Here is a 24,110-nt window from a genome sequence, read left to right on the forward strand (position 1 = left end):
TTTAGATTATAATTTTTAACCTTTTATTTAATCTTACGATTTTCTCTATTTGCCTTATATAACTACATTATGAAAAAACTCTTTACTAACAAAATATTGCAATGCCTTATTTTGCTTATATTTGTTTTATTACTACATATCTCATTAGGATATAAATTACGCCCCTTCTATGTTCTGACTTTTACCGCTTTTCTTCTATGCTTATCTGGATATTTTAAAAGAACCTATTTCATCTTTATAATATTATTGATGATGGTTGGTGCTATTTATTCACCAATAGGTTTAAAGTATGGCTCACCAAATATCAACTCTATCATCTCTATCTTCTATACCAATACACATGAGAGCTTAGAGTTTATCTTATCTGTTTCTCCTATAAGCTTAGCATTTAGTTGTTTACTTATATTATTTGGCTTACTTAGTCTTAAAGTGAACCTCTTAATTGGAAAGAAACTATCACTATTTACCGTCTCTATTTTTATCTTGACCAGTGTTACATGGCCGGTAAAAGCCCTTATTACTCATGATGATTACTCTTTTGAAGCCAAATTACCTATAATTCGCTTTTTTAGTGATATAAAAAAACATTATGATACAGTGATAATAGAAAATAATTGGATAAATACAGAACTTAACAAAAAAGATAGTTGGTTACCTATTAATAATAGTAAATATAAAAATTATATTTTAGTTATCGGCGAAAGTGCCAGAAAAGACTTTATGCAAAGCTATGGTTTCCCAATTCAAAATACACCATTTTTAGAGAAATCTCCTGTAATACAGTTTGACGACTATATTTCATCAGCACCATCTACTTTATTTTCCCTTCCTCCTTCATTAACCTTAAAAAATGATAAAACAGGTGATATGGAGTTACAAAACAATATCATCACGTTAGCTAAAAAAGCAGGTGTCTATACTTATTGGTTTTCTAATCAAGGTTCTATGATTGGCTCTGATTCTATTATTTCTACTATAGGTAAACGTGCTGATGTATATCACTTCTTAAGCAAAGGTGATTATCATAATAACGGAAGAACCACTGATGATGATTTATTGCCTGATATCAAAGCAGCTCTTTCAACAAATAGCCATAAAACCAACCTCATTGTTGTACATTTAATTGGTTCCCATTCACAAGCCTGTGCTAGAACCCAAGGACAATACGATGAGTTTTTTCAATCAACCGAAGTCTCTTGTTATGTGCAAAGTATAAAAAATACAGATAAGTTATTAGAAAAAATCGTCGCGATGTCAAATGCAACGGGCAATTCATGGTCTTTACTCTATTTTTCTGATCACGGATTATCTTATGAACATAAGGGGGAAAGCTATACTAAACTTACCCATAATGATCAATTTAAACAAAATTTTGAGGTACCACTCTTTATACTTTCGAGTGATAGTCACGAGAAATATCACATAACAGCAAGAAGAAATGGTAGATATTTTATGACGTTATTTTCTGAGTGGATAGGCATTCAAGATCCCAAAATTTCTAATCATTGCCATATGATTTCAAATGATATTTGCACTGATCAAGACACGGTTATCAACTTTCAAAAAGAAGAAATCGATTATAATTCACTACCAGAAGATAAAATAATATATCAATAATAAAATTAAAAACGCAAAAAAAAGCCCCTCTCCAGAGGGGCTGCAAAAGACAGGGATGGTGTCTATGGCAAGGAAAAAACTTCGTTGTTGCTACTTACTCTCTAACTAGGTACTGCTTTACTACACTCTTACTACATTACTAAAGGACTTTACTTAATCACTAATTAGCTTTCTCTTGAGTTTGCTGGTTTTGCTGACTAACAGAAGAGACTCGCTGTTGATAATTCTTTTCTAGCTGCGCTTTTTGCTCTGGGGTTAATAGCTGATACATTTGATTATGAACTTTCGCCATTTCAACTCGGCGCTCTATTGCTTGTTTGTCCATATCTTGTATTTGCGCTCTTACCGCTGCTTCATCAAACTTATCCGCAGTAATTAGCTTATGCATATTTTCGTGACGCTGACGAAGATCACTGTTATTAAAACGATCTTGATGATGCTGGCGCATTAAATCGCGCATTTGAGTGCGTTGTTGCTCTGTTAATGTAATACCATTAAACATACGCGACTCACCGAAATTATTGTTACCCATCATATGGCCACGTTGTCCACGATGACCTCGGTTATCACGTCCATCATGCATACCGTAACCGTATCCACAATGGTAATTATCATTATACTGTTGTTGCCCTGCAGGCTGATTATTTGTATTTGATGTTTCAGCCATTACTACCGTCGGAGCTACTAAAAACATTGATGCTAGTGCAACCATTGCTACTTTACGCATTGTCCCACTCCTCATTCGGTTATAATACCGACTTATTAATGCTGACCTAAATATGTGTAATTGTTCTCGATGTGGATTACTATACCTTTACGGCTGCAAACTAGCGTCAGAGCGTGTAAAAGAACGTAAAGTCATAGATTCGCGCTATTTATTATCGTATTTTTCTCTTGGAGGAATTGACGAATGCATAAAATCTTATTAGTGGATGACGATCGCGAATTAACCTCGCTATTGAAAGAACTACTTGAAATGGAAGGCTTTAATGTTGTGCTCGCCACTGACGGCGAACAGGCCTTAAAACTTCTGGACGCGTCTATTGACTTGTTATTACTGGATATCATGATGCCACGTAAGAACGGGATCGAGACACTTAAAGAGTTACGCCAAAATTTCCAAACACCTGTCATTATGTTAACGGCAAGAGGCAGCGATCTTGATCGTGTACTTGGCCTAGAGCTGGGAGCAGATGACTATTTACCTAAGCCATTTAACGATAGAGAGCTAGTTGCACGCATTAGGGCTATTTTACGTCGTTCCAACTGGAGTGAACAGAAACAGACCGATGGCAACACCTCACCGATATTGCAAGTTGATAAGTTACAACTTAATCCGGGTAGACAAGAGGCCAGCTTTGATAATGAACCATTAGAGCTAACAGGTACTGAGTTTACGTTACTTTATCTACTTGCTCAGCATTTAGGACAAGTAGTATCGCGCGAGCATCTCAGCCAAGAAGTGTTAGGTAAACGCTTAACACCTTTTGATAGAGCGATTGATATGCATATTTCCAACTTACGTCGTAAGTTACCGGAAAGAACAGACGGGCAGCCTTGGTTTAAAACATTACGTGGCCGTGGTTATCTTATGGTTTCAATAACTTAATAAAAAATCTTTATGATAAACAGTTTGTCAGCGCGTATATTCGCCATATTCTGGCTGACACTAGCATTAGTTCTGGTGCTAGTTATGATGGTACCCAAGCTGGACTCGCGCCAGCTTACCACTTTACTTGAAAGTGAATACCGTCAAGGTGTTATGCTAGAGCAACATATAGAAGCCGAACTAGCGCAAGATCCGGCTAACGATCTGCTATGGTGGCGGCGATTAATCCGCGCCATTGATAAATGGGCGCCACCTGGTCAACGTCTTATTATTGTCACCAGTGAAGGTCGTATTATTGGTGCTCAACGTAATGAGATACAAGTTGTCAGAAACTTTATGGGGCAGTCTGATAACGCAGACCATCCGAAAAAGAAAAAATACGGTCGCTCTGAGATGTTAGGCCCCTTTTCCATTAGAGATGGTGAAGATCACTATCAACTTTACTTAGTGCGCCCATCAAGTAGCCCACAATCTGACTTTATCAATTTATTATTTGATAAACCGCTTTTATTACTGATATTCACCATGCTTATCAGCACACCGCTACTGGTTTGGCTCTCTTGGAGCTTGGCAAAACCGGCCCGAAAACTCAAAAATGCGGCGGATGATGTGGCAAAAGGTAATCTGCGCCCTCACCCTGAGCTGGAAACCGGCCCACAAGAATTTTTAGCGGCAGGCACCAGTTTTAATCAGATGATCAGCGCCTTAGAACGCATGGTTGAAGCGCAACAGCGATTGATTTCTGATATCTCCCATGAATTGCGCACCCCGTTAACTCGTTTACAGCTTGCCAGTGCATTACTACGTCGTCGTAGCGGTGAAAGTAAAGAGCTAGAGCGTATTGAAACAGAAACGCAGCGGCTAGATGGCATGATCAATGACTTATTAGTGCTTTCTCGCAACCAGTATAAAAATGAGTTATTACGCGAAACCGTAAAAGCGAATGAGCTTTGGAACGATATTTTAGATAATGCGAAATTTGAGGCTGAACAGAGCAATAAAACTCTAACAGTAACCGCCCCGCCAGGCCCATGGACGATTTATTGCAATCCTTATTCATTAGCGAGTGCCTTTGAAAATATCGTTCGCAATGCCTTGCGTTATTCACATTCTCGTATTGAAGTGGCTTTTACCGAACAAAATCAGGGTATCACTATTATTGTTGATGATGATGGCCCAGGGGTTAGCCCAGAAGATCGCGAGCATATTTTCCGACCTTTTTATCGTACGGACGAAGCACGTGATAGAGAATCCGGCGGCACAGGGCTGGGACTGGCAATTGTTGAAACCGCGATTAGTCAACATCGAGGCCATGTAAAAGCCGACGATAGCCCATTAGGGGGATTAAGAGTGGAGATTTGGTTGCCGAGAGGGAGTATTAGCTCAAGCAATAAATTATAATTATCATTTTTAACTATTGATAATTACTGTATATTTTACCCTATTAATTTATACAAAATGTACTAAGTTCTTAGGGTAAAATATGAAATTTTTAGTCGTAGGCTGTGGGTTAACAGGGGCTGTAATTAGCCGCCATCTAGCTGATGCTGGTCATTGCATCACGATAATAGACCAAAGATCACATATTGCTGGTAATTGCCATACAGAACGAGATAGAAATACCGGTATTATGGAACATGTTTATGGTCCACATATCTTCCACACTAGCGATGAAGTGGTATGGGAATATATCAATAAACATGGTGAAATGATCCCTTATGTAAATAGAGTAAAAACAACTTATCAAAATCAAGTATATTCTTTACCTATTAACCTACATACAATAAATCAATTCTACCAAAAAGCGCTAAATCCAGAACAAGCAAAAGCTTTTTTAAGTACTATCACAGATAAATCTATTACTGATCCTAAAAACTTTGAGGAACAAGCCCTAAAATTTATTGGAAAAGATTTATATGAAGCCTTTTTTAAAGGCTATACAGTAAAACAATGGGGTTGCGACCCTAAAAATCTACCTGCGAGTATTTTAAAACGCCTCCCTGTAAGATTTACTTATGATGACAATTATTATTCTCATAAATACCAAGGAATGCCTAAACATGGCTATACCGATATAGTTCGTTCTATCCTTGATCATAAAAATATACAAGTAATAACAAATAAAAAGTATGACCATAGCGAAAGCAAAGAATATGACCATATTATATGGACTGGAAAAATAGATGAATGGTTTGGCTATTGCGAAGGTAGATTAAACTATCGAACGCTAGATTTTATAAAACATGAAACTATAGGTGACTATCAAGGTACAGCTGTTATGAATTACGGCGATATCGCGGTACCTTATACTCGCATACATGAACATAAACACTTCTCACCATGGGAATCTCATGACAAAACGATTTATATTGAAGAACATAGTCGGGTATGCGAAGAGAATGATATTCCTTACTATCCCATTCATTTAGAAGAAGAAAATAAAATATTAAACAAATACTTAGAATTGGCTCAAAAAGAAAAATATATCACTTTTGCAGGTAGGCTAGGTACATATAGATATATGGATATGGATGTATCAATTAAAGAAGCACTTATGCTTGCAGAAAACTTAGTATCAGATTTAATAAATCAAAATGAACTTAAGTCGTTCTACCACAAACACCAATAACAAGAGAATATTCTATGTCAAAATTTTTAGCAGTAATTAGATGTGGAGATAATTCACTTCATAAAAACTGGGTTAATGATAATGCCCAATTTGATGTAATTCTTAGTTATTTTGGTGAAGATATCCCTTATTCTTTAGATAATATAAAATATGTACACCACTTTAAAGGATCAAAATGGGAAGGATTATACGATTTATTCCATAACCATCCAGAGTTATGGGCTGATTATGATTATATCTGGTTGCCTGATGATGACTTAGACAGTACCGTAGAAAATATCAACTTATTTTTTGAATTAATGCAAAAGTATCGATTCGATCTTTGCCAACCAGCATTAACGAATAATAGTTACTATTCCTATAAAGACTTACTACAAGAACCGGATTTAATATATAGAGAAACTAATTTTGTAGAAGTAATGGCGCCCTGCTTTTCAAAGAAAATCATTTCTAAAGCATATCAAACATTTAATGAAAATAAATCAGGGTGGGGACTAGATTTTTATTGGCCTATTTTATTTAAAGAAGAAAATATTAAAGTTGGTGTTATAGACTCTACACCAATACATCATACACGACCAGTAGGGATAGCAGGCCATGGAAGTAGTGATAAAACCTTATCGCCTTTAAATGAACTTCATCAATTATTAGACAAGTATTCACTTGAAATACCTACGTTTGTAGCAACTTCACTTCTAACCCAAAAAGGGAAAATGATACAAAAAGGCAGTTTCAGCTATTCTTTAAGAGAGTTTATGAAAAAAAGAAAATAACCCTATGATTAAATTAAGAAATTTACCATAAAATCACAATAAAACTACTTTTATATCAACCATAAGGACTGTTTTTATATTGAATAAATGCAGTCTAATTACCTGATACAAAGTAGATACATTTTGAGTAATGTAGTTTTAACGCTTACAGCAATACAATAAAAAAATTACTACATTAAAATATTCTGCCATTTATTGAAGAGTATGTGGCATATTCTTTTCATTCCCATCTTTATAGATATTTCAGAATGATCTTGCTAAATCAGTCGATATTCCGATACTTATATATACCTAATCAATGTTAGAATACCCATCAATTACTTGACCCGCTGGTTTGAAGAGTCTAATCTCAAAGCGGTTTAGCATACTGTTAAAGTATGCTTATATAATAAAACTCTTATATTACAGATAGATAAGGGTTTTAAAAGAGAAATTTTGGCGCTCTGGGGGCCGTAAACCCAGTGCGGTAGCTTTAGCCGTTTTAATTATTAAAGTAGTTCTTGTTATTAAATACAGTATAATCGGGCCTAAAGACAATATTTTTCATATTTTAGGCTATGTATAATCAGGAGCAGAAGGTAATGAATCAGTATTATTTACTATTAAATAGAATGCAATTAACGTTTTATTAAAAAAATAGATAATATTAATAATGAAAGACCAAGAATCGTAGCTATGAAGAAATAATCATTATGACCGGAAGAAATTTTTTTAAATATTTTGGAAAATTTATATCTTTAATTTCATTTTTATTATCAGTTTTCCCTAAAAAATTTAATTTATTTTTATTTAATCTATTTAGTGGATGCCCTACATACTGTGGTACCCTCATAAGATATATATTATTAAAATCAATCATTAAAGATTTAGGTAATAATGTCTATATTGGACGATGGTGTATAATAAAAAACATTAACAATCTGACTATTGGTAATAATGTTAGTATTCATGATATGTGTTATATAGATGCTCTAGGCGGTATAAAAATCGGTAATAATGTATCTATAGCTCACCAATGTAGTCTAATATCTTTTGAACATAACTATAATGATGAGCAAACAATACCGATAAAATATCAGAGAATTATAAAAAAAAATATAATATTACATGATAATATTTGGATTGGATGTGGTAGCCGTATTTTAGCTGGTACAATTATTCCTCAAAAAACAGTTATTGCAGCTAACACTGTAACTAAAGGTGAATTAAAACAAGGAGTAAATGCAGGAAGCCCAGCAAGAAAAATTAAGGATATACTATGAAGTTATTATTTCTACATGACCATTATATATATGTTGATAAAAATAATAATGCATTTTCCCCGGGTAAACTCTCCAGTGAATCTTTTTCTCGTTATCTAAATCATTTTGATAATGTTACAGTTCTAACTAGAAGTAAACTTATTGATGAAGATCTATCTAATTCTTTAAATTTTAATCAAATAAATACTGATAACATTAATTATATTCCTTTTGATAATCAATCAAATATTAAAAATAGATTTTTTAAGCGACAACTTTACAAGAGAAAATTAAAAAAAATAATTAATCAATATGATGCTATTATAGTTAGGCTTCCCAGTGAAATTGGCTTCTTGGCAGCAGAAATATGTATTTCACTACATAAGCCTTATGTATCTGAGGTTGTTGCTTGTCCAGTTGATGCTATGGATGGTTTTGATAATTTAAAATCTTACCTATATAAGCCAATTATAAAAAGAAACATGGAAAAATATGTCTATAATTCTATAGGTAGTCTATATGTTACTCGTTTTTTTTTACAGAGAAAATATCCAACTAAAGGATTCCAGTGCAGTGCATCAAATGTAGAAATTGAGAAGGTTTCTTTTATAAAAAGAGATATAAGCAATAAATTGAAAATAAACATTACATTAATAGGTAATCTTGATAGTCCTCATAAAGGTTATAATATTTTATATAAAGCATTAAGTTTATTAGATGATAAACTTATAGATAAATCACTAATAATTTATTTAGTTGGACCTGGTAATAAATATAAAATTATTCCTTCATATAAAAATATTATGATTAAGTATACAGGTTCACTGAATAAAAAAGAGGTATTTAAACTGTTATATAATACCGATATCTATATCCAACCCAGTAACCAAGAAGGATTGCCTAGAGCAACAATAGAAGCAATGAGTTTATCTATACCATGTATCACCAGCAATGCGGGAGGATTACCAGAATTAACTCACGAAAAGTGCATACATAATACTAATGATTATAAAGCTCTTGCAGAAAAAATACTATTTTTAATAAATAATCATGATTTTTATAAAGAGCTTTCTTCAATTAATGCCAATAAATCTGAAAATTATTTAAACGAAAAATTATCTCTTATTAGATCTGATTTTTTCAATAAATATAAGTCATTACTAATCTCAAAAATTGAAAATGAAAAAAAATAATAGTTTAGTAAAAAATTTATCGCTCATCTCTTTCTTTCTTATCTATCTATCATTGATAACAGATAAACTAAAATATAACTTAGAAGCGAATATACTTATTGTTATCACATTTTGTATATCTTTAATAATATTATTATATAATAATCTTAAAATTACTAATAAAGATATAGTATTAACTTATATAATTTACTTTAGTGTATTTTTTGGTATTATATCTACAATATTAGCTAATGACATAGAAGGCTTAATATCTATAATTAAATTTTTTTGTTTTATTTTTATTGGTAGTACAATTTCTATTTCTATATTAAGAAATATAGAAGTTATTTCAATATTAAATACTTATTATCTAATTGTTTTTTCATTGATTATCATTTTTCTTTATGGAGATAACTTAGGACGGAACTTTAAAGGTCCATTTTTAAATCAAAATTCTCTTGGTATGATTTTATCATTGGGTGTTTATTTTTCTTTATTATCAATATTTATTAATAAAAATAAAATTAAAATAACTATTTCATTTTTTGCTTTATTTTTATCAGTTCCTATTCTTCTATATACAAATAGTCGAACAGCTATTTTAGCTCCTTTTTTAGCCATAGGAGTAGTTTTCTTGTATTCTCTTTTTAAAATCAATAAATTGCATATAAAAAAAATATTAATATCATTCTTTTTTATTAGTTTAATAATTATTTCTTTATTTTTATTACAAGATATTCTTAATGAAACAATACTAGAAAAATTTAATCGTAAATCTGGTGATTTGACTAGTGGAAGATTAGAATTTATAAAAGCAACAATACCTTATTTGAATTATATATATTCCACTAAAGTTCCTGAATATATAATTATAGATAACACATTAGTTGCATATGCTGCTAATTTTGGAATTATCTCTTTGTCTTTCTTTGTATTAATATATTTTCTATATCCTATTACCTTTATATATATAAGAAAAAAATTGACATATACTCAATCCTTATTTATATCTAGTTTCTATATATATTATTTTTTCTATTCATTACTAGAAAGTATTAGGATATCCCCTAACACATTAATATTTTTAACAATTTATTTTTTCCTTTGTTATAAATTAAAAAATAGAAATAATGAAGCTATTAAAAGATAATATATACAACCTTATTGGAAATATTACTTATGCTTTATCACAGTCATTAGTAATTATAATTCTAAACAAACTAGGTAATCCTATCGATGTAGGTGCTTTTACTTATGGTATGGCTGTTATAATACCCTTTTTTATATTGGCTCAAGGAGGACTAAGATCTATTATTTCTATTGATGCAAAAAATAATTATAATTTTAATATTTATTTTTATTTAAGACTAATTTGTTGTGTTATTGCACTTTTGTTAGTAGCTCTAATTAATATAAGTAATAAATACTTTACAATAATAATTCTGCTTGCAACATTTAAATTTATGGATTCTATTTTTGATATATACTATGGGCAATATCAGAGAGATAGTAACTTTAAAAGTATTTATAAATCAAGAGTAATTAGATCCATTAGCAATATATTATCATTTACAGTAACATACTATTTTACTAAAAATCTTATTTTTTCATTAATAATTTATACATTATCCTCATTAATTATTTACCTAATATACGATTTTAGAGTATACAAAATAAATATTAAAAATCTGAAGCACTCTATTCTTTTTAAAGTTTTTATAATATCACTTCCATTAGCAATATCATCATTTCTAATATCATTAAATACTAATATACCTCGTATATTATTAGAAAATAAAGTTGGAATCATTACATTAGGAGCCTTTGGAAGCTTTATTTACTTGCTGAACATCTGTCAAATTGTAGTTCAATCTATATGCCAAGTGTTCTCTCCTCGTCTAGCCAAATACTATTTAGATAGTAATTACTCTGCATTTAAAAGAAACAGTTTTTTACTGATTTTTTTAATACTTTTAATATCTATTATTTTTGTTTTATTTGCAATTTTTTTACAAGATATAATATTTTATTTATTATTTAATTCTTCTTTCTACAAGTATAAAAATATATATGAATATATAATTTACATTTCTCCCATTATTTTCCTAGGTGTTGCCCTAGGGAACATATGCACTGCTCAACGAAAAATAAAAATTCAACCCTATATTTTTTCAGTCATAACAATTATTAATCTAACTTCAGCATATTTTACTATCAGTTTATATGGTATCTATGGTGCTATATTTTCTTTGCTATTAGTAGCATTATTGACTTGTGTATTTTTAACGTTTTACATAAAATTTTACAAAAGGTAACGCAATGAAAGTATTGCATATTTTAGGGCAATTAGATACCGGTGGAATAGAATGCTGGTTAAATGATTTAATAGAAAAATCTAATGAAATGGATTCAAAGATTGAATATACTATAATTGTAGATAAAGTACATATAGGTAATCTTGAACAAAATTTTTTAAATCTAAATGTTAAAGTTGTACATATAACACCAAATAAAAAATCAAAAATAAATTATTTGAAAGATATTTATAATATTATAAAAAAAGAAAATTTTGATGTCATACACTCACATGTAAGCTTTACTTCTGGAATTATTAATGCAATAGCTTATGTTAATAAAGTTAAAATAAGAGTTACTCATATACATAGTAATAGATTGCTAGAAATAAAAAGATCTTCTTTTTTAAAAAAAATAAAAATATTTTCCTTACTATTATTAATAGAACTTTTTTCTACAAATAAAATAGCAGTGAGTAACAACGCAAAAAGGACATTTTTGAAGAAAAAAAATAGTCTTATTATTCCTTGTGGGAAAAATTTTTCAAAAATATGGGATAAAACAGAGATCTCTTGTAACTTAGAATTATGGAAAAAAAATTGTATATTATTAATAAGTATAGGTCGATTAGAAAAAGTTAAAAATCATATTTTTCTATTAGAATTAATGAAGCATCTTAGCGATGATTTTAAGCTATTAATTATAGGAGATGGTTCAGAAAAAATTCATTTAGAAAACTTTATTGAAAAGAATAATCTTGAAGATAGAGTAAAATTATTTGGAATTAGTGATAACTGCTTAAATATAATGGTAAATTTAGGTAATGTCTTTCTTTTCCCTTCGTTACATGAAGGATTAGGAATGTCAGCAATAGAAGCTCAAGCTTGCGGACTCCCTGTAATTTGCTCAACTAATGTTCCTAAGGAAATAAAGCTAACAGAAAATGTATTTTTTCTACCTATAGAAAAAAATGATAAGAAATTATGGATAGATAAGATCTTAGATTTAAAAGATAAAAAGCAAGGGATAAAAGAAAAAATTATTACAGGAGAATATTCTATTGAAAATAATTTTAATAAAATACATGAAATCTACTTGCGCAACTCTTACCCAAAAGAATCAAAATGAAAAAAATTGCCATTACATCAAACACCAGTTGGTATTTATATAACTTTAGAAAAAATACTATAATATCTTTAATAGAAGCTGGATTTAAAGTTTATACTGTTTCACCTATTGATAGTTACTCTAACAAACTAAAAGAATTAGGTGCAGAACATATAAATATCAAAATTGATTCAGCCAGTAAAAATCCTTTGATTGACCTTTATACATTGATTTCATTTTATAAAATATTTAAACAACTTAGATGTAATGCTGTACTTAATTTTACTCCTAAAAATAATATTTATGGAACATTAGCAGCAAAATTAAACAAAATAAAAGTCATCAATAATATTGCAGGTTTAGGTACATTATTTGTAAATGATACTATTAGTTGCAAACTAGCAAGAAACTTATACCGCTATAGCCAAAAATATGCTGATAAAATATTTTTTCAAAATAACGATGACCTTTCATTATTTTTAGAAAAAAAATATGTCGATAAAGTACAAGTTGATAGATTGCCAGGTTCAGGTGTTGATTTATCTCGCTTTACATTATCATTATCAGAATATAAACATAAATTTAGATTTCTATTAGTGGCAAGAATGCTTTATGAAAAAGGGATTACTTTTTATGTTGAAGCTGCACGTATCTTAAAAGAAAGATATGGCGATAAAGTTGAATTTTGTCTTTTAGGATTTGTTGGTGTAAATAATCCTTCAGCAATCACACATAAACAAATGAATAACTGGGTAGCTGAGGGAATTATTAATTATTTAGGTACATCTGATACCGTAGAAAATGAATTAGCCCAAGCAGATTGTATAGTGCTACCTTCTTTTTACCGAGAAGGAGTACCAAAAACATTACTAGAAGCTGGAGCTATGGGAAAACCCATAATCACTACTGATAATGTTGGTTGTCGAGAAACAGTTACTCATGGTTTTAATGGATATATATGTCAACCTAAGTCTGTATCAAGCTTAGTTGATGCCATGGATAGATTTATTAACTTACCCTATGAAAAAAAATTAAAAATGGGTAAAAATAGTAGGCAGAAAATCGAAACTGAATTTGATGAAAGAATAGTCATAAAAAAATATTTAGATGCGTTAAAAGAAATTATGTAACTTTAGGATAAAAAATGAAAATCACCATCTCAGGAACCGGCTATGTCGGTCTATCTAACGGGATACTCCTTTCCCAGCACAACAAAGTTGTTGCATTAGATATCAATAAAGAAAAAGTCGAACTATTAAACAAAAAAATCTCTCCTATCTCTGATAAAGAAATTGAAGAGTTTTTAGCTACTAAAGAGCTCGACTTTACAGCAACTTTAGATAAAGAATTCGCTTATAAAGATGCTGAATTTGTTATCATTGCCACTCCTACCGATTATGATCCTAAAACTAACTACTTTAACACCTCTTCTGTAGAGTCGGTTATTCGTGATGTTTTAGAATATAATCCAAACACTACTATGATTATAAAATCAACCATTCCAGTTGGTTTTACTAAACAGATGAGAGAAAAATATCATACCGATAATATTATCTTCTCTCCTGAGTTCTTACGTGAAGGTCGCGCCCTTTACGATAACCTCTATCCGTCTCGGATTGTGATTGGTGAGCAATCTGCAAGAGCAGAGAAATTTGCTGAGCTTTTACAACAAGGGGCATTAAAAAAAGATATTGATGTTCTTTTTACTGACTCTACAGAAGCAGAAGCAATCAAACTATTTGCTAATACTTATCTCGCACTGCGTGTTGCTTATTTTAATGAACTCGATAGCTACGCCCAAGCTTACAATTTAAATGCAAGACAAATTATTGAAGGTGTTTGTTTAGATCCGCGTATTGGTAATCACTATAACAACCCCTCATTTGGTTATGGTGGCTACTGCTTACCAAAAGATACTAAACAACTATTAGCCAACTACGAATCAGTGCCTAATAATATTATTGGCGCCATTGTGGAAGCTAACCGCACTCGTAAAGACTTTATTGCTGATTCTATTATCGCTAAATCACCGAAGATTGTTGGTGTTTATCGTTTAATTATGAAATCAGGCTCTGATAATTTCCGCTCCTCTTCAATTCAAGGCATTATGAAGCGTATTAAAGCAAAAGGTATTGAAGTGGTAATTTATGAGCCAGAAATGAAAGAAGAGACTTTCTTTAACTCAAAACTAATTCATAATTTAGATGAGTTTAAAGCAATGTCTGATGTCATTATTACCAATAGAATGGCTTCAGCACTAAACGATGTTGAAGAAAAAGTTTATACTCGAGACCTCTTTGGTAACGATTAATTAATAGAAACGGATTAATTACGTAATGAAATATTTAGTCACAGGTGCTGCTGGATTTATTGGTTTTCATCTAATAAAAAAACTGATCCAGCAGGGTGAAACCGTTGTTGGTATTGATAACCTTAATGATTATTATGATGTTGCTTTAAAAGAAGCTAGACTTAATCTTTTAAATCAACTGGATAATTTCTCTTTTTCTTTTATTGATTTAGCTGATAGAGAAAAAATTGCTCAATTATTTGAGATTGAGAAATTTGATAGGGTTATTCATTTAGCTGCACAAGCTGGTGTTAGATATTCACTAATTAATCCGTTTTCTTACGCTGATAGTAATTTAACTGGTTTTCTAACTATTTTAGAAGGTTGCCGACACAATAACGTTAAGCATCTTGTTTATGCATCATCAAGTTCAGTCTATGGCTTAAATGATGAATTGCCATTTTCTCCTCATGATCAGGCTAATCATCCTGTTTCTTTATATGCAGCCACTAAAAAAGCTAATGAATTAATGGCGCATAGCTATTCTCATTTATATGGTATTCCGACTACTGGATTACGTTTTTTCACAGTCTATGGCCCTTGGGGACGCCCCGATATGGCATTATTTAAATTTACTAAAGCCATTATTAACAATCAGCCTATAGATATCTATAACCATGGTGAAATGAAACGTGATTTCACTTATGTTGAAGATATTGTAGAAGGTGTTACACGTATTGCTGATGTGATCCCTACAGCCCAGCAAGATTGGAAAGTAAGTACAGGTACTCCAGCAGATAGTTCTGCACCCTATAAGGTTTATAATATTGGTAATGGATCTCCGGTAAATTTAATGGATTACATTAGTGCATTAGAAATACATTTAGGTAAAAAAGCAGATAAAAATATGTTACCAATGCAACCCGGTGATGTGTACACCACATGGGCAGATACTGAGGATTTATTTAAAGCAACTGGCTATAAACCTCAAACAAGCGTTGATGAAGGTGTAAAACAGTTCGTTGATTGGTATAAAAACTATTATCAAGTAAAATAAATAATGCTCAATATCGTCTTATTTGAACCCGAAATTCCACCGAATACGGGTAATATTATCCGCCTGTGTGCCAACACAGGCTTTCATCTTCATTTGATCCAACCATTGGGTTTTACTTGGGATGATAAACGGCTACGCCGTGCAGGGCTTGATTATCGTGAGTTTGCTGATATCAAACAGCATCACGATTATTATGCTTTTTTAGAAAGTGAAGGATTAAGCCCTGATAATGCACAATCACCGACAGGTGCGCGGTTGTTTGCATTAACCACTAAAGGTACTCCCGCCCATAGTAATGTAAGTTATCAAGATGGGGATTATCTGCTATTTGGCCCTGAGACACGAGGTTTACCACCTTATGTGTTGGATAATATGCCAACAAAACAAAAAATCCGTGTACCAATGTTAGCGGATAGTCGCAGTATGAATCTTTCTAATACGGTTGCCGTGGTTGTTTTTGAGGCATGGCGTCAGTTAGGCTATCCGGGGGCATTATTAAGAGATTAATTTATCTTTTTAATTTATAACCATAAAAAATGACCTCTAGACTTCATTGTCTCGAGGTCATTTTTATGTATATGCTTTGTGCTAGTTTTAGCTTTTCTTATTTTATATCTTCTTTTTATCTTTTTTATCTTTCGGTTTTATTTCTTAGCTTTTTTAGTTATTTTTCTTATCAAGAAATACCATCTTGCACTTACTTTTATTAAAAATGATGAAAAATCAGTTACTAATATCTTTCTTTCTAATAATCTTTTCTTAAATTCATTTTTTTGTATTAACTCTTTTCGATACTCTTTAGCATTAAATTGTTGGTTAATCTTTTCAAGTAACCTTTTACAGCGTACTACTTGCTCTACTGTTTTTTTATCATTATCCAATAATAATGAATAATCCTCTTTATTCACGTTAATACCAAAATACATTAATAATTTTCGTCCTACTCTTTCCGCGGTATCTTTTTGTATCGCTTTATATTGCGAACGTTCGACATTTGGATGAGTACGATAATAAAGAAGTGGTACAGGAAGATTATGGAGCTTAAATTTTCCAGCAATAATTAAATTCACCCATAAACCATAATCTTCTGCATAGAGGTCTGCTTTATCATATCCACCAACAGATAATATATCTTGCTTACGATAGATAATGGTTGGATGCGCTAAGGAGCAATCATAAAGACTAGAAATCACAATATCACTATGTGTTTCTGGATAAGTATTAATTCTATTTGGCTCTTCTTGGTAGATAAAAGCACCACCACAAACACTCACTTCAGGATGTTGTAACATAAATTGATATTGCGCTTCTAGTCTGGTTGAAACGGCAATATCATCTGAGTCCATTCTAGCGACTAAATCACATGAAGCTAATTGTAATCCTTTGTTTAAAGAAGCGATCAATCCGATATTTTGTTCATTAATAATCAGTTTTATTCTGGGATCTTTTTTGGCGTTTTCTTTTAAGATAGATAATGAGTTATCCGTTGAGCCATCATTAATGATAAGAAACTCAAATTCTTTAAATGTTTGATTTAATATAGAATCAATAGACTCCTGAAGGTATTTCTCATCATTGTATACCGACATTAATACGGTAATTTTGGGCATATTGTTTTTCATTATCTATTTTCAGCAATATTTATTAATTTCAAAATTCATCTTATTGATATACCGACACCTTTCCCCCACATCCTTTAATACTAATGCATGGGCGCCAATAATCGCATTATCACCAATATTAATCTCTCCACCAATAATGGATGAATTACAGCCAATATAAACATGATCTCCTACTTGGATATTGGCTTTTCCCCCTTTCTCTTTTACGCCAATAGTCACCCCTTGCATAATAGTGACATATTCCCCCAGTTGGCAGTAATTAGTCAGTACAATGCCAATCGGGTGTGGTAAAGAAAGGCCTTTACCAATACGAGTTTTTAACGAGATATCATTACAGTATTTACGGTTATTGCTAGCACCGATCCGAATACCTAATTTATGTAAAAAGCGATGGGGAGAGAAATAAAAATACTGTGCTACCCGCCACCAAAATAGGTAACGGGAACGCTGACAGAAAAATACTCGATGAAATAGTCTTAACCAACTAAAGGGTTTTTTATCACCAATATATTCAGCCTGTAAGCAATCTTTTAGTTCAGCAAGGGTAACCTTAGCTTGAGCATGCATAGTTAAATACCATCACCACACTCAAAGCCGGGTACAACACCATTAAAGTGTTGATCCATATCGAATGACGGTTTTTCACTATCAGGACGACCGACAATGCGGGCAGGCACCCCCGCCACCGTAGTATGAGCCGGTACTTCATGTAATACTACCGAGCCAGCACCAATTTTAGCACCACGACCAATCTCGATATTACCAAGAATTTTAGCTCCTGCGCCAATCATTACCCCTTCACGCACTTTCGGGTGACGATCACCTCCTGTTTTACCTGTTCCCCCTAAGGTCACAGATTGTAAAATGGAGACATCATTTTCAACCACCGCCGTTTCACCAATCACAATACCTGTCGCATGGTCAAGCATAATACCGTGTCCAATACGTGCCGCTGGGTGGATATCCACCCCAAAGGTGACTGATATTTGGTTTTGTAGATAAATAGCTAGCGCTTGGCGATTTTGTTGCCATAGCCAATGGGCAATACGGTAGGCTTGTAGTGCATGAAACCCTTTTAAATAGAGCAGTGGGGTAGAATATTTATCCACCGCGGGATCACGTAGGCGTACCGCGGAGAGATCACAAGCAGCCGACTCAATCATTGAACTATCGTGACGATAAGCCTCTTCAACGATTTCGCGTACTGCAATGGCTGGCATAGTCTGAGTTGCCAGCTTATTGGCCAGCATATAGCTTAATGCACTACCTAAATTTTCGTGTTTGAGAAGTGTCGCATGAAAGAAACTGGCTAACATTGGCTCACAATCTGCCAATGCACGCGCTTCGCTTTTAATATGATCCCAGACTCTTGTTAGTTCTTCTAGCGACATACTCACTCTCATTTTTTACACGAAAGCCTAAGTAAATACTTAGGCTTTGAATTTTCAAACAAATGGATAGTTAAAACAGATACCCTAAGAATATTATTTAAAATAAACTGACTACAGGCTGCTGTCTATCTCATCTTTGGTTGCTCGCCCTAATAAAGCCAATGCAGCTTCTTTTACATCTTTATGTTGATATAAAATTTGGTAAATCTGTTCGGTGATTGGCATTTCTACACCCACTTGTTCGGCTAATGCGCGAACTTCTTTGGTGTTACGATAACCTTCGACTACCTGGCCAATTTTCTCTTGGGCTGTATCAACATCTAAACCTTGACCTAGCATCATACCGAAGCGACGATTACGTGATTGGTTGTCAGTACAGGTTAAAACTAAATCACCCAAACCAGCCATGCCCATAAACGTTGCCGCATCTGCACCTAAGGCTTTACCTAAGCGGCTCATTTCGGCCAGACCACGGGTAATAAGTGCAGTACGCGCATTAGCGCCAAATCCCATACCATCAGACATACCCGCACCAATAGCAATCACGTTTTTAACAGCGCCCCCCAGTTGCACACCGATAAAATCAGGGTTTTTATAGACTCGGAAGCTTTTACCACAATGAAATAGCTGTTGTAACTGCTCTAAAAAGAGATTGTCTGTCGAGGCCACTGCAATCGCGGTGGGCAAACCCGCCGCAAGCTCTTTAGCAAAAGTAGGGCCAGATAATACTGCGAGCGGGATTTCATTACCTAATACTTCACGGGCAACATCTTGTAATAAGCGACCAGTATGTGCTTCAAGACCTTTTGTCGCCCAAACAACACGTGCATCCTGACGTAAAAAGGGTTTGATTTGTTGCAGTACTTCACCAAACACATGGCTTGGGATCACCACAAGAATATTACGGCTCGCTTCAATCGCTTTTTGCAAAGAAGCTTCCATATATAAACTATCAGGAAAGGAAACATCGGGCAGAAAGGCTTGATTACAGCGCGCTTGTTCTAATGCCGCAACGTGCTTGGGATCATGCCCCCACAGCACAACATCGTGCCCATTACGCGCTAAGGTAATCGCTAAAGCGGTGCCGTATGAACCGGCACCGATAACTGTCATAGAAGCGTTCATTAAGCTTCTTCAACTCCTGAGTTTGCTGCATCCTGTTGCTGTTGTTGCTGTAAGTAGTTCATAAACAACGCATCAAAGTTAACAGGTGCTAAGTTTAATTGTGGGAAAGTACCACGACCTACTAAGTTGGTGATACATTCACGTGCATAAGGGAATAATACGTTCGGGCAGTATGCACCTAAGCAATGTGCTAATTGTGTACCTTCGATACCTTCAACAGTAAAGATACCTGCTTGTTGTACTTCACACAGGAAAGCGGTTTCTTCTTCCATTGTTGCCGTAACAGTGACACGTAAGATAACTTCATATACATTTTCAGCTAGCGTATTAGAAGAAGTATCTAAATCTAATTTAACTTCTGGTTGCCACTCTTTTTGGAAAACTTGTGGGGCATTTGGCGCTTCGAAAGAGATATCTTTTGTGTAGATACGTTGAATTTGAAAAGTCATCTCTTGGTTTTGCTGTTCTGACATAATAATCTTACCTTTTTATATCCTTATTAAATTGAATAGCAGTAAGTATAGAACTCAATCTGCCCGCTCGTTACTTTTTACCTTTTGCCAGTGGTAAATTCTCACCACTCCAACCTGAAAGACCATCTTTTAAAATAAAGACTTTTTCAAAACCTAATTTGATAAGGCTTTCAGCAGGTTTTGCACCCTCAATACCTGATGGTGATACCACAATTACCGGCTGTGATTTATATTTCTCCAGCTCAGCAATATTGTTACTTTTGATCTCAGAAGGCGTTAAATTGATAGAATCGATGATGTGTCCTTTACGGAACTCATCACGGCTACGGATATCAACACAAACCGCATTCTCTTTGTTTATCAAAGAAATCGCTTCTGTACGGGAAATATTTTTCGTTTTAGAAAAAAGGCCTTTAAAGGTCAATACAATGACCGCCACCAGCAGCGCAATCCAGATAAAACTTAACAGGGTGTGCCGGCTAAAAAATTGCATTACTTCTTGCAGCATAGGATGCAATCACTCTCGTTAGTTAAAAATAGTATTAAAGAGCCAAAGTATACCTTTGTCATGGCGCAATTACAGCCTATTCCTTCGTTTCTCTTTCAGTTTTTGCGGAAAGTTTCTCAACAATCATTTTTTTTATTGACGGATTTATGTACCATTAGCGCCGAAAAATCCTGTAAAACAGCGTTTAAAAGAGTCTCTCTTTTCACTTTACCGGATCTCTCTTCAGGTAAGCTATTAAGAAATCAGCATTCATCATCAAAGCCTGTGACAAAAATAGTCACTCGTACGTAGAATTTCACACCTGTCTGAGATACAACCACTATTTGTTATTTATTAAAAGTATTGAGAACACGAGCATGTCGCAAACAAATCAAGTGCCTAAAATTGGATTCGTTTCTTTAGGTTGTCCTAAAAATTTAGTGGACTCTGAACGTATCCTCACCGAACTGCGTACAGAAGGTTATCAAGTTGTTCCTACCTATGATGATGCTGATTTAGTCATCGTCAATACCTGTGGCTTTATTGATAGCGCAGTACAAGAATCTCTTGAAGCCATTGGCGAAGCACTCGATGAAAACGGTAAAGTTATCGTCACCGGCTGTTTAGGTGCCAAAGAAAATCAAATCCGTGAAGTTCACCCAAAAGTGCTGGAAATCACCGGCCCTCATAGTTATGAACAAGTGTTATCACATATTCATCACTATGTTCCCAAACCTTCCCATAACCCATTTACCAGCTTGGTTCCCGAGCAGGGCGTTAAATTAACCCCTCGTCATTACGCTTATCTAAAAATTTCTGAAGGTTGTAATCACCGTTGTACTTTTTGCATTATTCCTTCAATGCGAGGCGATTTAGACAGTCGCCCAATTGGTGAAGTGTTAAATGAAGCGAAAAGATTAGTCAATGCTGGAGTGAAAGAGTTACTGGTTATCTCACAAGATACTTCCGCTTATGGGGTTGATACCAAACATCAAACCGGTTTTTGGGATGGTATGCCCGTTAAAACCAGTATGGTCAGTTTATGTGAACAACTGGCAAAATTGGGGATTTGGGTACGTTTACATTATGTTTACCCTTATCCACATGTGGATGAGGTTATTCCATTAATGGCAGAAGGCAAAATTTTGCCTTATTTAGATATTCCGCTACAGCACGCTAGCCCGAAAGTGCTGAAATTAATGAAGCGTCCAGGCTCTGTTGAGCGTACTTTAGAGCGTGTAAAACGTTGGCGAGAAATTTGTCCTGAATTAACGTTGCGTTCAACCTTTATTGTCGGTTTCCCGGGGGAAACAGAAGAAGATTTCCAAATGCTATTGGATTTCTTGACTGAAGCTCGTTTAGATCGCGTGGGTTGTTTTAAATATAGCCCCGTTGAAGGTGCGAAAGCGAATGAATTACCCGATCAAGTTCCTGAAGAGGTAAAAGAAGAGCGTTACCATCGTTTTATGCAACTACAGCAACAAATTTCCACCGAGCGTCTGCAAGAGAAAATAGGTAAAGTTTTACCGGTTATCATTGATGAAGTGGATGAAGAAGGTGCTATTGGCCGTAGTATGGCGGATGCACCGGAAATTGATGGTGCTGTCTACCTTAATGAGCAGTTTGATGTCGAGCCAGGACAGATTGTACGTGTGCTAATTGAGCATGCCGATGAATATGATCTGTGGGGTACCATCGTCGAACAATAACTTATCCTGTGTACAGCGTGATAGCTATTCTATTGCGCTGTTACACATTGTGCTGCTTTTTTCCTCTTTCCGACTATTATTGCTTTATTATCATCTCTGAGTTCATTAGATTAACTGTTAGGTATTATCTGAAATTACGACTTTATTTCCTGTTAACTGGTCAGTTGATTAGCGACATGAAATAATCTTATAAACTGTTATTAAAGGTACTTTGGTCAGATGGCAGAGAAAAAGGATCTTCAGAACACAACACACCGTACTTACCGTGTATTTTCTTTACCGTTAATCACGCTACTGATTAGCACATCTCTGTTTTCTGCAACCAGCGCTTTTGCCAATACATTAACGGATAATCGTAGTCAGTTAAAAGATCTGCAAACCACCATTGCTGAAAAAGAAAAGCGCGTTCAAGAGCAACAAAAACAGCGTACTGCTTTACTTGGGCAACTCAAATCACAAGAAACGCAAATCGCTAATGCCAGCCGCTCTGTGCATGAGACGCAAAACCGCTTACAAACCTTAGCTAAAGAGATCAAAACCATCACCGCAAATATTGTTCGATTGCAAAAGCAATATAACGAGCAACAAGCACTGTTAGCACGCCAACTCGATGCGGCTTACCGACAAGGGAAACATCAAGGTATTGAGTTACTGTTTCGCGGTGAAGAAGGTCAGCGAGAAGAGCGGATCTTAGCCTATTACAGTTATATAAATGAAGCACGTAAACAGTCAATGGAGCAATTGGCGCAAACTTCTAAAGAGCTACAGGCAGAAAAAGACGCCCAACAAGCGAAACAGAACGAGCAAAAGCAGGTACTCACCAAACAGCAACAAGAGAAACAAAAACTGGATAATGCGCTAGCTGCACGTCAAAAAACATTAACGCAACTAGAATCAACCTTAAAAGAAGATCAACGCAATTTAGCCACCATGCGTGCTAATGAAACACGCTTAAGAAATAAAATTGCTCAAGCAGAGCGTGAAGCCAAAGCGCGAGCAGAGCGTGAAGCACGGGAAGCTGCTCGTATTGCCGCCAAGCAACGTGAAGCGCAACAGCGTGGTTCGACCTATAAACCCACCGCCGAAGAACGCTCTTTAATGTCCCGTACTGGCGGATTGGGTAAACCTGCAGGTCAGGCTATTTGGCCTATTAGAGGCAGTTTATTACACCGCTTTGGTGAGTCTATTTCAGGCTCGGGTGAATTACGTTGGAAAGGAATTGTGATCCCCGCGGCACAAGGCACTGAAGTAAAAGCGATTGCGGATGGTCGGGTGCTGTTAGCCGACTGGCTACAAGGGTATGGTTTAGTGGTCGTCGTTGAGCACGGTAAAGGGGATATGAGCCTTTATGGCTATAACCAAAGTGCGTTAGTCAATGTTGGTCAGCAAGTCAAAGCTGGACAACCTATCGCCTTGGTAGGAAACAGTGGTGGACAAGAGCGCTCAGCGCTCTATTTTGAAATTAGACGCCAAGGAAAAGCAGTCAACCCAGTTCCTTGGCTTGGGAGGTAGT

Annotated in this window: 24 protein-coding genes; 17 read left to right on the plus strand and 7 right to left on the minus strand. The window is 34.2% G+C overall.

Annotated elements, in window-relative coordinates; all coding sequences use genetic code 11:
- Window positions 1–249: 249 nt before the first annotated feature.
- Window positions 250–1,617 carry a phosphoethanolamine transferase gene (locus AACV01_RS08515; protein ID WP_161682702.1) on the plus strand — a complete coding sequence of 456 codons (1,368 nt, stop codon included), beginning with the start codon at window positions 250–252 and terminating at the stop codon, window positions 1,615–1,617.
- 160 nt (window positions 1,618–1,777) lie between these two features.
- Here AACV01_RS08515 and cpxP read toward each other — a convergent pair whose 3' ends face one another.
- Window positions 1,778–2,344, minus strand: a complete 567-nt coding sequence (gene cpxP, locus AACV01_RS08520) for a cell-envelope stress modulator CpxP (protein WP_161682704.1) — start codon at window positions 2,342–2,344, stop codon at window positions 1,778–1,780.
- A 183-nt stretch (window positions 2,345–2,527) separates the two neighbouring features.
- On the opposite strand from cpxP, the gene cpxR reads away from it, so the two are divergent.
- The 13 genes from cpxR to trmL all read left to right on the plus strand — a co-directional run bounded on the left by cpxR (window position 2,528) and on the right by trmL (window position 16,297).
- Window positions 2,528–3,226, plus strand: a complete 699-nt coding sequence (cpxR, locus tag AACV01_RS08525) for an envelope stress response regulator transcription factor CpxR (protein WP_004246432.1) — start codon at window positions 2,528–2,530, stop codon at window positions 3,224–3,226.
- Between the two features lie 12 nt (window positions 3,227–3,238).
- Entirely contained in the window at window positions 3,239–4,627 is a 1,389-nt protein-coding gene (gene cpxA, locus AACV01_RS08530; RefSeq protein WP_004246433.1) for an envelope stress sensor histidine kinase CpxA, read from the plus strand.
- Window positions 4,628–4,709: 82 nt separating this feature from the next.
- Window positions 4,710–5,855 (plus strand): UDP-galactopyranose mutase, encoded by a 1,146-nt coding sequence (glf, locus tag AACV01_RS08535; protein ID WP_161682706.1) that lies wholly within the window; start codon window positions 4,710–4,712, stop codon window positions 5,853–5,855.
- Between the two features lie 14 nt (window positions 5,856–5,869).
- Complete coding sequence (locus tag AACV01_RS08540) at window positions 5,870–6,628, plus strand: DUF707 domain-containing protein (RefSeq protein WP_161682708.1); 759 nt, start codon at window positions 5,870–5,872, stop codon at window positions 6,626–6,628.
- A gap of 692 nt (window positions 6,629–7,320) precedes the next feature.
- Window positions 7,321–7,890 (plus strand): acyltransferase, encoded by a 570-nt coding sequence (locus tag AACV01_RS08545; RefSeq protein ID WP_126656216.1) that lies wholly within the window; start codon window positions 7,321–7,323, stop codon window positions 7,888–7,890.
- A complete protein-coding gene (locus tag AACV01_RS08550) occupies window positions 7,887–9,062 on the plus strand; it encodes a glycosyltransferase (protein ID WP_126656215.1) in 1,176 nt (391 codons plus the stop codon). Before AACV01_RS08545 ends, AACV01_RS08550 begins: the two co-directional genes overlap by 4 nt.
- Window positions 9,049–10,191, plus strand: a complete 1,143-nt coding sequence (locus tag AACV01_RS08555) for an O-antigen ligase family protein (protein ID WP_161682710.1) — start codon at window positions 9,049–9,051, stop codon at window positions 10,189–10,191. Before AACV01_RS08550 ends, AACV01_RS08555 begins: the two co-directional genes overlap by 14 nt.
- Window positions 10,172–11,356 carry an oligosaccharide flippase family protein gene (locus tag AACV01_RS08560; RefSeq protein WP_126656213.1) on the plus strand — a complete coding sequence of 395 codons (1,185 nt, stop codon included), beginning with the start codon at window positions 10,172–10,174 and terminating at the stop codon, window positions 11,354–11,356. Before AACV01_RS08555 ends, AACV01_RS08560 begins: the two co-directional genes overlap by 20 nt.
- A gap of 4 nt (window positions 11,357–11,360) precedes the next feature.
- Complete coding sequence (locus AACV01_RS08565; protein WP_126656212.1) at window positions 11,361–12,464, plus strand: glycosyltransferase; 1,104 nt, start codon at window positions 11,361–11,363, stop codon at window positions 12,462–12,464.
- Window positions 12,461–13,573, plus strand: a complete 1,113-nt coding sequence (locus AACV01_RS08570; protein ID WP_161682712.1) for a glycosyltransferase family 4 protein — start codon at window positions 12,461–12,463, stop codon at window positions 13,571–13,573. Before AACV01_RS08565 ends, AACV01_RS08570 begins: the two co-directional genes overlap by 4 nt.
- Window positions 13,574–13,587: 14 nt before the next feature.
- Window positions 13,588–14,754 (plus strand): nucleotide sugar dehydrogenase, encoded by a 1,167-nt coding sequence (locus tag AACV01_RS08575; RefSeq protein WP_004249909.1) that lies wholly within the window; start codon window positions 13,588–13,590, stop codon window positions 14,752–14,754.
- Between the two features lie 25 nt (window positions 14,755–14,779).
- Window positions 14,780–15,790, plus strand: a complete 1,011-nt coding sequence (locus AACV01_RS08580; RefSeq protein WP_012368665.1) for an NAD-dependent epimerase — start codon at window positions 14,780–14,782, stop codon at window positions 15,788–15,790.
- Between the two features lie 3 nt (window positions 15,791–15,793).
- On the plus strand, window positions 15,794–16,297 hold the full coding sequence (trmL, locus tag AACV01_RS08585; RefSeq protein WP_161682714.1) for a tRNA (uridine(34)/cytosine(34)/5-carboxymethylaminomethyluridine(34)-2'-O)-methyltransferase TrmL: 504 nt from the start codon (window positions 15,794–15,796) through the stop codon (window positions 16,295–16,297).
- Between the two features lie 137 nt (window positions 16,298–16,434).
- On the opposite strand, the gene AACV01_RS08590 is transcribed toward trmL, so the two are convergent.
- The 6 genes from AACV01_RS08590 to AACV01_RS08615 form a co-directional block, all read right to left on the minus strand.
- The gene (locus AACV01_RS08590; RefSeq protein ID WP_161682716.1) at window positions 16,435–17,412 is read right to left on the minus strand and encodes a glycosyltransferase; all 978 of its coding nucleotides are present in this window, start codon (window positions 17,410–17,412) and stop codon (window positions 16,435–16,437) included.
- 9 nt (window positions 17,413–17,421) lie between these two features.
- The gene (locus AACV01_RS08595) at window positions 17,422–17,979 is read right to left on the minus strand and encodes a serine acetyltransferase (protein ID WP_161682718.1); all 558 of its coding nucleotides are present in this window, start codon (window positions 17,977–17,979) and stop codon (window positions 17,422–17,424) included.
- Window positions 17,980–17,981: 2 nt separating this feature from the next.
- Complete coding sequence (gene cysE, locus AACV01_RS08600; RefSeq protein WP_049196648.1) at window positions 17,982–18,803, minus strand: serine O-acetyltransferase; 822 nt, start codon at window positions 18,801–18,803, stop codon at window positions 17,982–17,984.
- A gap of 111 nt (window positions 18,804–18,914) precedes the next feature.
- A complete protein-coding gene (gene gpsA, locus AACV01_RS08605; protein ID WP_004246453.1) occupies window positions 18,915–19,928 on the minus strand; it encodes an NAD(P)H-dependent glycerol-3-phosphate dehydrogenase in 1,014 nt (337 codons plus the stop codon).
- Window positions 19,928–20,401, minus strand: coding sequence for a protein-export chaperone SecB (gene secB / locus AACV01_RS08610; protein WP_004246454.1), 474 nt, complete (start codon window positions 20,399–20,401; stop codon window positions 19,928–19,930). The genes gpsA and secB overlap by 1 nt, the downstream gene beginning before the upstream one ends.
- A gap of 70 nt (window positions 20,402–20,471) precedes the next feature.
- Entirely contained in the window at window positions 20,472–20,909 is a 438-nt protein-coding gene (locus AACV01_RS08615; RefSeq protein ID WP_004246455.1) for a rhodanese-like domain-containing protein, read from the minus strand.
- A gap of 3 nt (window positions 20,910–20,912) precedes the next feature.
- On the opposite strand from AACV01_RS08615, the gene AACV01_RS08620 reads away from it, so the two are divergent.
- The 3 genes from AACV01_RS08620 to envC all read left to right on the plus strand — a co-directional run bounded on the left by AACV01_RS08620 (window position 20,913) and on the right by envC (window position 24,109).
- The gene (locus tag AACV01_RS08620) at window positions 20,913–21,200 is read left to right on the plus strand and encodes a hypothetical protein (RefSeq protein WP_071531011.1); all 288 of its coding nucleotides are present in this window, start codon (window positions 20,913–20,915) and stop codon (window positions 21,198–21,200) included.
- A 65-nt stretch (window positions 21,201–21,265) separates the two neighbouring features.
- The gene (gene rimO, locus AACV01_RS08625; RefSeq protein WP_004246457.1) at window positions 21,266–22,597 is read left to right on the plus strand and encodes a 30S ribosomal protein S12 methylthiotransferase RimO; all 1,332 of its coding nucleotides are present in this window, start codon (window positions 21,266–21,268) and stop codon (window positions 22,595–22,597) included.
- Window positions 22,598–22,816: 219 nt separating this feature from the next.
- A complete protein-coding gene (envC, locus tag AACV01_RS08630; RefSeq protein WP_036971897.1) occupies window positions 22,817–24,109 on the plus strand; it encodes a murein hydrolase activator EnvC in 1,293 nt (430 codons plus the stop codon).
- Window position 24,110 lies beyond the last annotated feature (1 nt).

The organism is Proteus sp. G2609 (assembly GCF_963896135.1).
GTDB lineage: Bacteria > Pseudomonadota > Gammaproteobacteria > Enterobacterales > Enterobacteriaceae > Proteus > Proteus mirabilis.